The sequence below is a fragment of the Algibacter sp. Ld11 genome, assembly GCF_045066735.1.
In the GTDB taxonomy this organism is placed as follows: domain Bacteria; phylum Bacteroidota; class Bacteroidia; order Flavobacteriales; family Flavobacteriaceae; genus Algibacter.
The window spans coordinates 71,112-87,159 of record NZ_JBISHH010000024.1 but is presented as its reverse complement, the minus strand read 5'-3'; the positions used below and the strand labels follow the sequence as shown (position 1 = coordinate 87,159).

Below are 16,048 nucleotides of genomic sequence, written 5' to 3'. Positions count from 1 at the left end.
ACCTGCAACATACGCTATTTAGAACTATACAGTACCCCTACATTTAACAATTTGAAGGTATTTTACTATATTTAATAAGAAAAAAAGTAAAACCCTAAACCCTTTGTGCCTTTGCGGGTTTAGCTCATTTAATCTTATCGTTTTATCCTGTATGTTTTTTGTTGGGGTTGTATGATGTTAATTTAACATACTTATAGGTTAATTTTACACAACAACAAAAATGTGTAGTAACTTTTACTAAACAAGCTATTAACTAAAACAACTAAAGCATTAATGCTATGAAAAAAAACTTTCTAAAATTAGTCTTGATTTTATTTTCAACCTCACTCTTTGCGCAAGCTGATAAGGTGATTGTTGAGAATAATGATGAAGGCATGTTTCTTTCCGTTAATGGAGAGAAATTAATGATTAATGGAATGAATTGGGATTACTTTCCTATTGGTACCAATTATTCTTATAGTCTTTGGAAACAATCGGATGATGTAATTAAAGCTGCGTTAGATTCAGAAATGGGTTTACTCCAAAACATGGGTGTAAATGTAATTAGGCAATACACGGGTGTACAACCAAAATGGATTAAATATATTTATGAGAATTATGGTATTTATACTATGCTTAATCATTCTTTTGGGCGATACGGATTAAATTTAAAAGGAGCTTGGGTTGCTGTAACAGATTATAGCCATAAAGATGCTCAAGAGGTTTTATTAACCGAAGTTTCTGCAATGGCACAAACCTATAAAAATACACCAGGTTTGTTATTGTATCTTTTAGGAAATGAAAATAATTATGGCTTATTCTGGGCGGGTGCAGAAACAGAAGATTTTCCTGACGATGAACAAAAAAAGCAATTTATTGGAGATACACGTGGTAGAGCGATGTATAAACTTATGAATGATGCTGTAATTAAAATGAAATCTATAAACAATAATATACCTATTGGTATTTGTAATGGTGATTTGTTGTTTATTGATATTATAGCCGAAGAATGTAAAGACATTGATGTTTTTGGTACCAATATGTATCGTGGTGCATCTTTTGGAGATGCTTTTGATGTTGTAAAAGAAAAACTAAACAAACCTATTCTCTTTACCGAGTTTGGAGCCGATGCTTTCAATGCCATAGAAAATCAAGAGGATCAAAAGTCTCAGGCTTATTATATGGTAGAAAACTGGAAAGATATTTACCAAAATGCTGCAGGTTTAGGAAAAGCAAATAATTCTATTGGAGGTTTTACTTTTCAATTTAGTGATGGATGGTGGAAATATGGTCAAACTACAAATTTAGATGTGCATGATAATAATGCTTCTTGGTCTAATGGTGGTTATGCGCTCGATTTAGAAGGAAGTAATAATAATATGAATGAGGAGTGGTTTGGTATTTGTGCCAAAGGACCAACAAACTCTAGAGGACTATACGATTTGTATCCGCGTGCAGCTTATTATGCTTTAAAAGAAGCACATCAGTTAAATCCTTACATGTCTGGTGTAGATGTAGCTTTTGTTAGTAATCATTTTAAAAACATTTCATTAATGGACGCTGTTTTACGAGCTAGAGGCGACAAGGCAGCATTAAAAGGAAATGGTTCTGATAAGATTAGAATTAGTAACATGAGAGCCGAGTTTACAACTTTTAATACTGGAGGAAGTTTAATTACAACGCCAAATACTGCCGATGCAGACTCGAATACTTATCCAAACGAGTTGGGTTTCGACCATATGCAATCTTACTATATTGGTGTAGAGGGTAATCCTGCACCGAATATGAAAGCAGAAGTTAATGTTAGTATTTTAGGTAATGTAGCAGCCAACCCTATTGATGAAATTTTTTATGAAAATAGAGGGAGACCAGTAACAGTAAATTCAGATGATGGCGATGTTACTATCACCGATCCTAATCGCGTTCAAATTTACAATGCAAGTTATACTTGGACGGCTAAAGATTTTGATGTTCGTGGTTTTTATCGTACCGGCCATTATCACTGGGCTTATGAAGGTGATTTTTTCAATCTTTATCCAGAAGCCAATTATGGTGAAAATTTAGATATTTATAATGGTGAAACTTCTGGTTTTGAAATTGATGGGAAACGTGGTTTAAAAGGATTAAAGGCTGCCTTTGGTCCACAATTATGGTGGGGTGCAAATCCGGCTGTATTATTAAAATACACACGCAAAATAGGCAAGTTTGATGTTACTGCGGTATATCACGAAGATATTGATGATATAGGTGAAGCGGTAACCTCTATTGCAATTCCATTACCTAAAACACGTCGTGTTACGCTTCATGCTAAAAGGCAATTTGGAAATCTTGGTTTCGAAATAGGTGGTATTTGGGGTGGTCAGCCATTAAATGGAAGGCAATTTCAGCTTGTAGAGGGAGAACCTGGAAGTTATATTGTTTACAACGATGAAATAAATAATGAAGATAACTGGGGAGCAAAAGCCAAAATAACTTATCAAAAAGGAGCTATTAACTGGTACGCTCAAGGAGCAGCCATGGGCTTAGTTGCAAATGGTGGTGCCGATCAAACAAAAACGTTTACAGGTTGGAGATTAAAGGATTCTGGTAGTGGCAATCAAACTAATTTCCTTTCTGGATTTACTTATACTTTTGGTGATTTTCAAATAGCACCAAATTTCTTATGGCAAAAGCCAATTGTAGATGCTATGCCTAACGATGTGCAAGCGCCTGGAAGACTTAGAAATATTCAGGACGATCCATTTGCAGTTCGCGCAAATAGAGAAACTACGGCAGGAGAGCTTTTGTTTTCATTCGATCCAACTCCGGGAACATGGATGTACGATTGGGATAACGATAGGTCGGAAGATGCCAAATTTGCTATGAATTTTGGTTTTGTATACCGCCACCTGCCAACAGCTCAAGATGCTGCTGTAGGGTTTTTAGGTAATAGAACATCTTTTGCTTTTCCAAATTCTGCACCAGCAGAAGATCTTTGGGAGGCGCATTCTAGAATTGTTTCTAAGGTACACCCAGATTTAGGGGTAATTGCTAATTTTTATGCAGGTAATGGTCAGGCTAATGGTAGTGACGAGCGGATGATTCAACGTGTTGGAGGTGATATTAGACTTATATATAATAAATTAAAGCTAGTACATTCTTTTAAAATTAACGATTGGGGATCATTTGATTATCATCGTGATTTCAACTTAACATATCCTGTACAATTAATGCTAGATTTATCTACAACCTTAGGTAAACCCGATTGGTTTATTTTACCCGATACTAAAATTGGAATTAGAGGAACGTGGCGTTCTTTAGATCAATATTCTCCAAGATATAGCCCAAATACAACTACAGAGTTTGCTACAGCACCAGTAATAAGTCCTGTTGGTTTTGGAAATGGAAACGAGTGGGAAATTAGAACCTACATACACATCAATATTGGAAAATAAAAAAGATAGAAAAATGAAAAATATAAAATTTATATCTTCAAAAATCACCTTCCTATTAGGTTTAATTTTTGTTACTCTAGCAAGCTGTGAAAGAGAAGCTTCTGATGCAGTAGAATTTGCTACACACGCCGCTACAGGCGAAGTTTTTATTGATGGATTTGTTGGCGGGTTGGATTATTTTCCATTCGGAGGATCTTTTGAAGAAGCGTTTTCAGTAGAACAAAATGAAACTTATAGAGGAGATGCCTCTATGCGTTTTGATATTCCTGCATTTGGTGTCGGTTATGGCGGAGCTACTTTCCCAAGTATTAGTCCGCGAGATTTAACAAGTTATGATGCTTTAACGTTTTGGGCTAAAGCTTCGCAAGGCGCCGATATAAACGAAATTGGTTTTGGTATTGATGGAGATGGTAGTAAGTTTCAGGTGTCTTTAAGTAATTTAGAGATATCAACAAAGTGGACAAAGTATGCCATAGCTATTCCAGATGCTACAAAATTAATTGAAGAAATTGGCATGTTTTATTATGCTGAAGGTGCGGAAAATGCAGACGATGAAGGTGGCTATGTTTTTTGGATAGATGAATTGCAATTCGAAAAATTAGGGACTATAGCACAACCACAGCCAGCGATATTAAATGGAGAAGATGTAGTGGAACAAGTGTTTTCTGGAAGTACTATAAACCTGGTAGATCGTGGGCTTACCCAAACATATAATTTATCGTCGGGTGTAAATCAAACAGTTACTGCGGCGCCATCTTATTTCACGTTTATTTCATCGGATATTGAAGTTGCAAGAGTGAGCGAGTTAGGTGTAGTTTCTATTGTGGGAGATGGCACAGCTACTATAACAGCTATGTTAGGTAGCGAAAAAGCACAAGGGTCACTTACTATAGAGACTATTGGAGGATTTGATTTTGCTCCAACCCCAACATTGGCGTCAGGTCAAGTTACCTCAATATTTAGTGATGCTTACACCAATGTGCCTGTAGATTTTTATAACGGATATTGGGAGCCTTATCAAACAACTCAATCAGCCGATTTATTTCTTAACGGAGATAATATATTGTACTACACCAATTTTAATTTTGTTGGGACCCAGTTTGCTAATCCAACCGTAGATGTGACTGAAAAATCTACTTTACATCTCAATATGTATATACCAGCTGAAATTCCAGCAGATTTAGATTTTTTAATTACAATAAAAGATTTTGGTGCAGATGCTGTTGATGGTGGTGATGATGATACAATACAACAAGTGTTTTTTTATGCATCTGATTTTACTGCATACACTTGGGCTACGTTAGAAATACCTGTAACCTTAGCAAATAAAAACAATATTGGTCTTATTATTTATGAAAATATAAATAACCCAACAACATCGTCAATAGAGAGTTTCTATTTAGATAATATTTATTTCCATAACTAAAAGTTACTTCTATAACAAAAAACACGAAAAGATGAATAAAATAAATAAATATAAAAAACGAATTAAAGCGACACTGCTTAAAACTTCCTTTTTCGTATTGCCAATGCTAGTGATAGCCAGTTGTGCTACAGATGATACCCAAACTGTTGCAAGGTTTACAGATTTAGTGATGCAAGATGAGTTTGATACAAATGGTGCTTTAGATAGTTCTATTTGGGACTTCAATATAGGAAATGGTGAAAATGGTTGGGGAAATAACGAGCTTCAATATTATACAAACCGTTCAGAAAATGCTGTTGTTCAAAATGGAATATTGATAATGACGGCTAACAAAGAGTCATTTCAAGGTTCTGATTATACTTCTGCTAGAATAATAACAAAAGGAAAGTTTGAGCAAGCTTATGGGCGTTTTGAAGCGCGTATTAGGTTGCCATATGGTCAAGGTCTTTGGCCGGCATTTTGGTTATTAGGAGCAGATATTGATGAGGTTGGTTGGCCACAATGTGGTGAAATTGATATTATGGAAAACCGTGGGCAAGAACCAACTTTAATTAATGGTACAGTGCACGGTCCAGGATATTCGGCAGGAGAATCTATATCGAAAAGCTATGAATTAACAAATGATAGGTTCGATACAGGATTTCACATATTTGGGATTGAATGGGGTCCAGAATATATTAACTATTACGTAGATGATGTTTTGTACAACCAAATAACACCAGATGATGTTACTGGAGAATGGGTTTACGATCATCCCTTCTTTATAATAATCAATATGGCTGTTGGAGGAGATTATGTAGGTGCGCCAAATGGAGAAACTGTTTTTCCTCAAACCATGCTTGTAGATTATGTAAGAGTGTATAAAAATAATTTAATTGACTAAACTGAAAATATTAAAGATTATGAAACAACTAATAAAAAATATAAAGCAAATTTCGATTTTGCTTTTAGTGTTATCCTTTGTGGGGTGTAACAACGACGATGATAATTATCCTCAAATTATAGCAGGATTTACTTATACCATTAATTTAGAAACGGGAACAGTTGTTTTTATAAATATTTCTGAAAATGCGAGTAGTTACGAGTGGTCTTTTGGTGATGAAAATACATCAACTGAAAAAAACCCAATAAATACATATGATAAAAGCGGAACGTATACGGTTGTGTTAGAGTCTAAAAACGTTGCAGGAGCAACAGATACTTTCGAAAGTGAAATAACATTTACAATACCAGAAAAACTGGGGTTGCCAATTAATTTTGATAATACAGATGTAGTATATAATGCGGCCGTTTTTAACGGTGCTACTTTTGAAATTGTTGAGAACCCAGATGTATCAGGAGTAAACAATGTAGCTTCTAATGTAGGTGCTATTACTAATAGTGGAGCCGAGTATGAGGGTGTTAACTTCGATCTTGGAATTGATATAGATTTAGCAACAGAAAAAACTGTAAGTATGAGTTTTTGGGCAGACGAGGCTACAACTGTTTTAATGAAACTTGAAGAAGGCACAGGTGCAGATACTGAAGTTGCAGTGAGTCATACCGGTACTGGATGGGAAACATTGTTATTTAGTTTTAATCCTTCAGATAAATATTCAAGATTAACATTATTTGTGGATGGTCCAGGGAAAACTGTGGGTACATTCTATATGGATGATGTTATGCAAGTAGAAACGCCTCCTGCACCATGTACTGCGGAAACTGAAGAGTCTAACAGCGCAGTGGATTTAAACATGACGTTCATGTCAGATCCTACAGCGAATGTTGTTGCAGATGGTACTTCTTTCGAATGGGCAGCTAATCCTGATTTTGATAATGATTTAAATATGTCTTGTAAAGTTGCTAAAATAACGAAGTTAGGAAGCAATCCTTGGGATAATACTCAAATCAGTTTAGATACTAAATTAGACTTTGTTGCAAACGCAGGTTTAAAAATGAAGGTTTATTCTGCCGTACCAGGCTTTAAAGTAAGAGTGAAACTTGAGGAAAATGGTGCTCCAGAAAATAACACTGAATTAGAGGTTGCAACTACAAAAACTAATGAATGGGAAGAAATAGAATTTCCATTTGCAAGTACGGAAAGTGAAAAGTTTGATAAGATTGTTATTTTCTTTGATCTTAATGCAGGAAACACAGATACTTATTATTTCGATGATTTAATGCTTTATGGTACAGGTTCAGTAGGAAATGCTTGTGTTGAAGAATCTACAGAAAATAATACAGCTGCAGGTTTAAATATGACTTTTATGTCTGACCTTACTTCTAGTATTACAAATGACAATGCAACGTTTGTTTGGGCGGACAACCCAGATTCTGATAATAGTGTAAATAGTTCTTGTAAAGTGGCTCAAATCACAAAAAGTGGAACTAATCCTTGGGATAATAACCAAATAGATTTAGATGCTAAATTAGATTTAAGCGCAAATGCAGGATTAAAAGTTAAAGTGTATTCGGCTCAGCCAGGTTATACTGTATTATTAAAACTTGAATCCATTGCTGATCCATCGGTAAATACCGAAATAGATTTAGCAACTACTAAAACAAATGAATGGGAAGAGTTGACTTTCGCATTCACTAGTAATAATGATAATAAATATGATAGAATTGTTTTAATCTTTGATTTAGCAGAAGCAAATACGAATACGTATTATTTCGATGATCTAAAACTTTATGAAAGGACTAGTGGTGGTGGAAGTACTGGGGCATATAGTCTAGATCAACCTATCGATTTTGAGTCTACAGGGTTTGGAGCTAATTGGTCTTGGAATGTTTTCGAGAATGAAGATAATCCACCTTTAGAATTTGTAGCAAATCCTAGTGCGTCAGGCATAAATACATCTGCTCAAGTTGCTAAAATAACAGCAAGACAAGCAGGCGCTCCATGGGTAGGTGCTGAAACAGTACACGGAGAAATGGGAATTACATGGGATCTTTCAGCTTCAAACGCAGTAATTAAAATTATGGTGTATAAAACTGTAATTAGCGATGTTGGTATTAAGTTGGTAAATGCTGCAGGAGGTGCGCAAGGAGAGATAAAGGTTGCTAATACTAAAATTAACGAATGGGAAGAATTAACATTTGATTTTAGTAGTAGAATTGGTAATGGACTTGATGGTTCTACCAATATTGATCAAATTGTGGTGTTTCCAGAATTTACTGACGGAAGATCTTCAGATGTAGTAACTTATTTCGATAATATTACGTTCAACAAATTCGAAGTTTCAACAGAACAGGATGCAACTCTATCAGACTTGAAGGTTGACGGTAATACCATTTCAGGTTTCAATCCAGATACATTAAGCTATTCTGTAACTTTACCTGAAGGAACAACAACAGTTCCTGCAATAACAGTAACCGAAACTCAAGGAGCTGCCAGTTCTGTAATAAATCCAGCGGGATCACTGCCAGGACAAACTACCATAGTTGTAACAGCAGAAGATGGAGTAACAACGTCTACTTATACTGTTGCTTTTACGCTACAAGCATCAGGTGGTAATAGTGGAGATTATAACCTAACACTTCCTATCGATTTTGAACCATCTGGGTTCGGTGCAGCTTGGACTTGGAATATTTTTGAAAACGTAGATAACCCGGCATTAGAATTTGTTTCTAATCCAAATGCTTCAGGAGTAAACACATCTTCAACAGTAGCTAAAATTACAGCACGTCAAGCAGGGGCTCCATGGGTTGGAACCGAAATAGCACATGGCGAAATGGGAATTACATGGACCGTTTCTGCTTCTAATACAACTATTAAGATTATGGTATACAAAACCGTGATTAGCGATGTTGCAATTAAATTGGCTAGTGCAAATGGTGGAGCTCAACCCGAAGTAAAAGTAGCTAATACTAAAATTAATGAATGGGAAGAATTAACATTCGATTTTAGTCACCTTCTTGGTATTATAGGTCAAGATGGAACTACAAATGTAGATCAAGTTATTGTTTTTCCTGATTTTATAGATGGTAGAGCATCAGATAACGTAGTATACTTTGATAATATTACATTTAATTAAAATGACATATAAAGATTTAGTTTAGATTAATTAGTTTTTTAGAGTAAAAGGGTTGGAGGTTTGTTTTCTTCAACCCTTTTTTATTTAGTTACAACTTTTATCTGTTGTTCTAAAATACGGGCTATACTGTTCTTAAATGATTCGTGTGGCTTTCGAATTACAGAACGTTATACTTAATTATGGTATTGGTTTAGTGTAATTACGATTATGTATAAAGCTTTAGAGGTATTATGCTAGCAGTATTAAGTTGTTGTTAATTACAATGGTAAATTAGGTGTGGTTTTGCTTTTTTTCATTGTTTTTGATGGCATTTTTTATTTATTAGATTAAAATGATCTATTACAGTTTTTTATAAGAAATTATGTCTTTAGAATAAAACACCATGTAATTCAGTGTTTTTTATTATTGTAAGGGTACAACACTTATTTTTTTCACCTATACATTACCACAACATATATAAATTTAGCATTGTTTTAACACTTGTTTCTAATTTGTGGCAATGCTTAAAAACCTTGTATTTATTGGTATTTGATAAAAACAAGTGTATTTTTTTGCGATGTATGTTTTTTGTTGAGGTATATTTTACGAATACTTTAATCTAGTGTGTTAATTTTATGATAAACAAAAACTAAACAAATTTATGAGACACACGCTATTCAAAATTTTAGCTTTTTTCTTTATGGCATACTCAGGTGCGCAGAATATAGATATAAGCGGAAATGTACAGGACGGAACGGGGTTTCCAATTCCTGGAGCGAACATCATTGTTAAAAATTCCACTAAAGGAACTACAACAGATTTTGATGGTAACTTCGTATTATCAGGAGTTGAAAACGGAGCAACTATTTCAGTGAGTTATATAGGTTATGTAACTCAGGAATTAGTAATTACAAGCAACAAAAAATTAATTGTTCAATTACAAGAAGATTTGGCACAATTAGATGAAGTTGTAGTTGTTGGTTATGGTACACAGAAAAAGAAAGATGTTACGGGAGCAGTTTCTATTGTTAGCGCTGCTACTTTAGAAGATTTAAAGCCTGTAGATGCTGCACAAGCATTACAAGGTACATCGGCAGGGGTTTCTGTAACTGCACCTTCTGGTTCTCCAGGAGGAAATTTTAATATTTTAATTCGTGGAGTAAGCTCTAATGGAGATAATGGTCCTTTGGTTATTATAGATGGTTATGCAGGAGACTTAAATTCTATTAACCCAAGTGATATTGAAACCTTTTCTATATTAAAAGATGCTCAGGCTGCTATTTATGGTATTCAAGGAGCAAATGGTGTGGTTTTAGTAACCACAAAATCAGGTAAGAAAAATTCAGCTGCAAAAATTAATTATGATGCTTACACAGGTATTCAAGAAACAACACGTGAGTTACCTTACTTAAATGCTACAGAATATGCTTTAATTTTAAACGAAAGTTATGCTGCCAATGGTCAAGCATTGCCTTATCCAGATGTTAGTGGTTTAGGTGAAGGAATCGATTGGCAAAACGAACTTTTTGAGCAAGCTCCAATTACTAGCCATAACCTATCGGTTACTGGTGGTGGTGAAAATAGCACATATTACTTTGGTGGTTCTATTCTAGAGCAGGATGGTATTATTGCTAGCAATAAGTCTAACTTCAATCGTGCTAATGCTAAAATTAAAATTGGTTTTGATCTTAGTGAAAAATTAAAATTCACTACATCGGCAAACTACTTTAATAATAACCGTAAAACCATTGGTGAGAATGCTTTAGGTACACCATTATTTAACGCCTTAAACTATGCGCCAACTTATAGTTTAGATCAGCAAGACACTTCAGGTTTTTTAGGAAACGAGGTTATTAATCCACTGTCTCAAATAGCAAATACTTATAATGAGTACAGCGGAAATTCGATTGAGGGAACATTTCAATTAGAATATGAAGCATTTGAAGGGTTTAAAGTGACATCGCGTATTGGTTTAAAATCTTATGATGATAAGAGTAAAACATTTGCTCCTATTGTACAATACGGTTCTGGTAAAGTTTTTAATAATGACAGAAGTAGTGTAACGCAAACTCAGAACACCAATAACTCGTATACATGGGATACTTTCGCGACCTACAACAAACTATTTAATGATAAACATAATACCACCTTTACTTTAGGTACAAGTGCACAACGTTTTTGGGGAGATAATCTTTCCGGAACAGGTTTCGATGTTCAAAATAACTCTTGGGAATTTGCAGATATTTCTTTGGCCAACGGTTTAAGTGAAGCAAAATCTACAAGTTCTTATATCTACGATTCTCGTTTATCATCTTATTTCGGAAGAATTCAGTATGATTATGATAGCAAGTATTTATTATCTGCTATGGTGCGTCGCGATGGATCTTCAGATTTTTCACCAAACAACAGAATCGATTATTTTTATTCTGCAACAGCAGGTTGGAAAATTTCTGATGAAGCATTTTTAAAAGATTCCAAAGTAATAAACTTCTTAAAGCTTAGAGCGAGTTACGGTACATTAGGTAACAATGTTGGAGACGATTTGTATCGTGCTTTATTAAGTGGTGAAGCTACATATGTTTTAGATGGTTCTTTGATTACAGGAACAGCTAGCGGTAGAGTACCAAATGCAGATGCGTCTTGGGAAACAGCAGAAAAATTAGATATTGGTTTAGATATTAATTTATTTAATAATCAATTGGAAATTGTAGCCGATTATTTTATTGAAGACAGAAACGATTTATTAATTGAAAACTTCCCGATTTCAGGAATTTTAGGCGGAGGTGCTCCTGGAGCGGGTTTACCAACAGTAAATGCTGGTACAACTAGAAATAAAGGTGTTGAGCTTTTTCTTAATTATAAAAATTCTGTTTCAGATGATTTCTCATACGGTTTAAGCTATAATGTTACTAAAATTGATGGTGAGGTTACAGCAGTAAGCAATGGAAATATTTCTGAAGGCGGATCGTTTAGTGTTGGGCAACCAGCTATTGCGCGTATGGAAGTTGGTCAACCTATTGGTTATTTCTACGGTTTAAAAACCGATGGTATTTTTCAAAACCAAGCAGAAGTAGATGAGCATCCTTCACAAAGTGGATTAGGAACCGCAGCGTCTCCTGGAGATATTCGTTTTGTTGATGTTAATGGTGACGGAGAAATTACTTTAGATGATAGAACTAATATAGGTAAAGCGCAAGCCGATTATATTATGGGGTTAAACTTCAGCTTCAATTATAAAAACTTCGATTTTAGTGCTTATATGTATGCAGAATTAGGAAAGGAAACCGTTCGTAATTATGAGCGTGACCAACCTAATGTTAACAGACTTAGCCTGTATTTAGATCGCTGGACAGGCGAAGGAACAAGTAACTCTGTACCAAGAGCAACTGTTGGAGGAACCTCTAACAAATTATTTTCAGATTTCTACGTAGAAGATTCTTCATTCTTAAGAATGCAAAATATTCAATTAGGATATTCTTTACCAACTGAAGTTACAGAGAAATTAGGAATAAGTAAATTCCGTATCTACACGAAAGTAAACAATGCGTTTACCTTAACTAAATATCGTGGTTACGATCCTGCAGCAACCAACGGAGATGCTATTGGTGGTGGTATAGATTACGGTTTCTACCCAATTTCAAGACAATTTATTTTAGGTTTAAACCTTTCTATATAAAATATTTAAAAGATGAAAAAATATATAAATAAAATTAAAGGTCTCTTTTTATTGGTTTTGGTGTTAGGCGCTAATGCTTGTGGAGATGCTTATTTAGAAGAAGTTGATAGATATAGTATAGATTCAGAAAGCTATTTCAACTCAGAAACCGATTATTATAACGCCCTTGTTGGTGCTTACGATTTGTTACAGTCTACTTACTTAAATGTTATTTTAGGCGAAATTGCTTCAGATAACACATTTTGTGGAGGCGAAAGCGCAACCGATGTTGTATCGTGGCAACAAATTGACGATATGATTCATACACCTGTTAACAGTGAATTAAAAAATCTGTGGGATTGGATGTATGCTGGAGTAAATAGAACTAATTTCATATTAGAATTTCAAGATAAAACAGAATTCGACGGAAAAGAAATCATTATCGGAGAAGCCCGTTTTTTAAGAGCATATTATTATTTCGAACTTGTAAAATGGTTTGGAGAAGTGCCATTAAAAGAAACGCGTTTTAACTTAGGTGATGAGACTTCGCTTCCTAGATCGCCAGTAGCAGATGTTTATGCTTTAATTGAAGCAGATTTAACCTATGCTATTAACAATCTTAATTATACTGCGCCACAAGTTGGTAGAGCAACAAAAGGCTCTGCGCAAGCATTACTTGGTAAAGCCTATTTATATCAAGATAAATTTTTAGAAGCAACAACGGTATTAGATCAATTAATTACTGAAGGCCCTTACGATTTAGTAAGCGATTACGATACTATTTTTGAAAACGATAACGAAAACAACATCGAGTCTGTTTTTGAGGTTCAATATTCCGATGCTGAAGGTGCAGGTTTCGAGTGTTTGCAATGTAGTGAAGGTAATGTTGCTGTTGGTTTTAATGGTATTAGAAATTACACAGGACCAACATTCGATTCTGGTTTTAGCTTTAACGTACCAACTCAGGAAGTGGTAGATGAGTTTGAAGATGGAGATTTACGTAAAGATGTCGCTATTTTAGATATCGTTTCATGGGCAGCAGCAAACAATGCAACTTACGGAGAAGGATATGAGCATACAGGATATTACAACAGAAAATATATTGCACGTAAAGGCGATTTAAATACGGGTGATCAGAATTTAACAAACCCTAATAATTATCGAGCTATTCGTTTTGCAGATGTTTTATTAATGGCTGCAGAAGCTTACAATCGTGGTGAGATTAGCGATTCTAAAGCACAAGAATATTTAAACAGAGTACGTGCTAGAGCTTTTGGTGCAGAAAATGATGTTACATCTTCTGGAGCAACACTTACAGATGCTATTGCTCACGAACGTCGTGTGGAATTAGTAGGTGAAGGTCATCGTTTTTTCGATCTAGTTCGTACAGGACGTGGAGCAGAAATTGATGGGTTTACTGCCAATAAAAACGAAGTATTTCCTATTCCATTAGAAGAAATTCAATTTTCAAACGGAAACTGGACACAAAACACCAACTACTAACTAAAACATACTAAGATGAAATTTATAAAATATGCATTCAGTTTATGTCTTTTCACGCTAATAGCTATTAGTTGTGCAGATGATGATAATATTGATTTTGTAGAAAATATTACTGCGCCTACCAATGTTAGTGCAGCAGTGAGTGTAACACAAGATAATACGGGTGTGGTGACTATTACTCCATTGGCGGAAGGAGCTGTGAGTTATAATGTTAATTATGGCGATGGCTCGGAAGAAGAAACAGGTATAACTCCAGGTAACGGAGCAGAGCACATTTACGAAGAAGGCACTTACGAGGCACTAATTACCGCAGTAAGTGTGAACGGATTAACTACAACAGTTACACAAAGTATTGTGGTATCGTTTAAAGCTCCAGAAAACTTAGTCGTAACTATTGAAAACGATGCTGCTATTTCTAAACAAGTAAACCTTTCTGCGATGGCAGACTTTGCAACGATGTACGAGGTTTATTTTGGAGAATCTACGGACGAAACGCCTATGGTTTTAAATTTAGAAGAAACCATTTCATATCAATATGCAGAGGCTGGAACTTATACTATTAAAGTAATTGCGAAAAGTGCAGCTATTGAAACTACAGAGTACAGTGAAGAATTTGTTGTTACTGCAATTTTACAACCATTGACAGGAGCTCCAGTGCCATACAGAGCTCAAGCCGATGTTGTTTCTATATATAGTGATGCTTATACAGATCCAAATCCAATAGATTATTATCCTAATTGGGGGCAAACAACAACCTATACTCAAATTGATGTTGAAGGTGATAATATTATTCAATATGGAGATATCACGTATCAAGGTATCGATTTTAATAGCGTAGCTGTAGATGCTTCTGGTATGGAATTTATTCACGTAGATGTTTGGACAGCCGATGCAGATTTCGATACTAAAATGTCTCCAATAAGTGCAGGGCCTAACGAAACAGCGATAACTTTAGAGTTGAATGAAAATCAATGGACGTCTTTCGATATTCCATTATCTACCTTTACGGATCAAAATCCAGCAGTTGATTTTTCAGACATTATTCAATTTAAGTTTGAAGGCGCACCATCTGGAAGCGGAACTATTTTTATAGATAACCTTTATTTTTATAAAGAATCAGTATCTGGAGTTTCAGGAGTATTACCATTAACTTTCGATGGTGGTTTTACTTTAGATCAATTTGATGGCGGCGGAACTTCAGTAATTGCTAATCCAGATTCTAACGGAAATACCTCTGCTAATGTTTTAGAATTAGTTAAAGGAGCTGGACAACCATGGGCTGGTTCTAAAGTAACTATTCCAACACCTTTTAATTTTTCTTCTAGTACAACGGTAACTGCAAAAGTTTGGTCACCAAGAGCTGGTTTAAATTTATTGATGAAATTTGAAGATAGCGCGCCATGGCCAAATACAACGGCGACGGCCGAAATTACGGCAACAACAACGCTTGCAAATCAATGGGAGACTTTAACTTTCGATTTTACCGGTGTTGATATGGCTGTAGAGTTTTACAACGTGGTACTTATTATGGATAATGGTACAGTGGGTGATGGTAGTGCAAATTATACTATTTATGTTGATGATATTTCGTCGAACCCAATGTTAACTTTCGAACCGGAATATACTTTAGATCAATTTGATGGCGGAGGAACCTCAGTAATAGCCAATCCAGATTCTAGTGGCAATACATCTGCAAATGTTTTAGAATTAGTTAAAGGAGCTGGCCAACCATGGGCAGGTTCTAAGATTACCGTTCCTACGCGTTTTGATTTTACCGCAGGAACAACTATTACAGCAAAAGTTTGGTCACCAAGAGCAGGATTAAATTTATTAATGAAATTTGAAGATAGTACGCCATGGCCTAATACAATAGCTACGGCAGAAGTTACAGCTACAACAACCTTGGTAAATCAATGGGAAACGTTAACGTTTAACTTTTCGGGTGTTGATACTAGTATCGATTTTTTCAATATTGTTCTAATAATGGATAATGGTACGCAAGGCGATGGTACAGCAAATTATACCATTTACGTCGATGATATTGCTCAAAACTAAA

The 16,048-nt window shown here is 35.1% G+C and carries 7 protein-coding genes; all 7 read left to right on the top strand.

Annotated features, from left to right (window positions below):
* The first annotated feature begins 278 nt into the window (after positions 1 to 278).
* Positions 279 to 3,413 (top strand): glycosidase, encoded by a 3,135-nt coding sequence (locus ACJJV4_RS10820; protein ID WP_405294287.1) that lies wholly within the window; start codon positions 279 to 281, stop codon positions 3,411 to 3,413.
* Positions 3,414 to 3,426: 13 nt separating this feature from the next.
* Positions 3,427 to 4,839 carry an Ig-like domain-containing protein gene (locus ACJJV4_RS10815; protein WP_405294285.1) on the top strand — a complete coding sequence of 471 codons (1,413 nt, stop codon included), beginning with the start codon at positions 3,427 to 3,429 and terminating at the stop codon, positions 4,837 to 4,839.
* Positions 4,840 to 4,870: 31 nt separating this feature from the next.
* A complete protein-coding gene (locus tag ACJJV4_RS10810; protein WP_405294283.1) occupies positions 4,871 to 5,722 on the top strand; it encodes a family 16 glycosylhydrolase in 852 nt (283 codons plus the stop codon).
* 19 nt (positions 5,723 to 5,741) lie between these two features.
* The gene (locus tag ACJJV4_RS10805; RefSeq protein WP_405294281.1) at positions 5,742 to 8,855 is read left to right on the top strand and encodes a PKD domain-containing protein; all 3,114 of its coding nucleotides are present in this window, start codon (positions 5,742 to 5,744) and stop codon (positions 8,853 to 8,855) included.
* A 640-nt stretch (positions 8,856 to 9,495) separates the two neighbouring features.
* Positions 9,496 to 12,510: a SusC/RagA family TonB-linked outer membrane protein gene (locus ACJJV4_RS10800; RefSeq protein ID WP_405294279.1), complete on the top strand. Its 3,015-nt coding sequence runs from the start codon at positions 9,496 to 9,498 to the stop codon at positions 12,508 to 12,510.
* A 12-nt stretch (positions 12,511 to 12,522) separates the two neighbouring features.
* Positions 12,523 to 13,992, top strand: coding sequence for a RagB/SusD family nutrient uptake outer membrane protein (locus ACJJV4_RS10795; RefSeq protein WP_405294277.1), 1,470 nt, complete (start codon positions 12,523 to 12,525; stop codon positions 13,990 to 13,992).
* A gap of 15 nt (positions 13,993 to 14,007) precedes the next feature.
* Positions 14,008 to 16,047: a hypothetical protein gene (locus ACJJV4_RS10790; protein ID WP_405294275.1), complete on the top strand. Its 2,040-nt coding sequence runs from the start codon at positions 14,008 to 14,010 to the stop codon at positions 16,045 to 16,047.
* The last annotated feature ends 1 nt before the right edge of the window (position 16,048 follow it).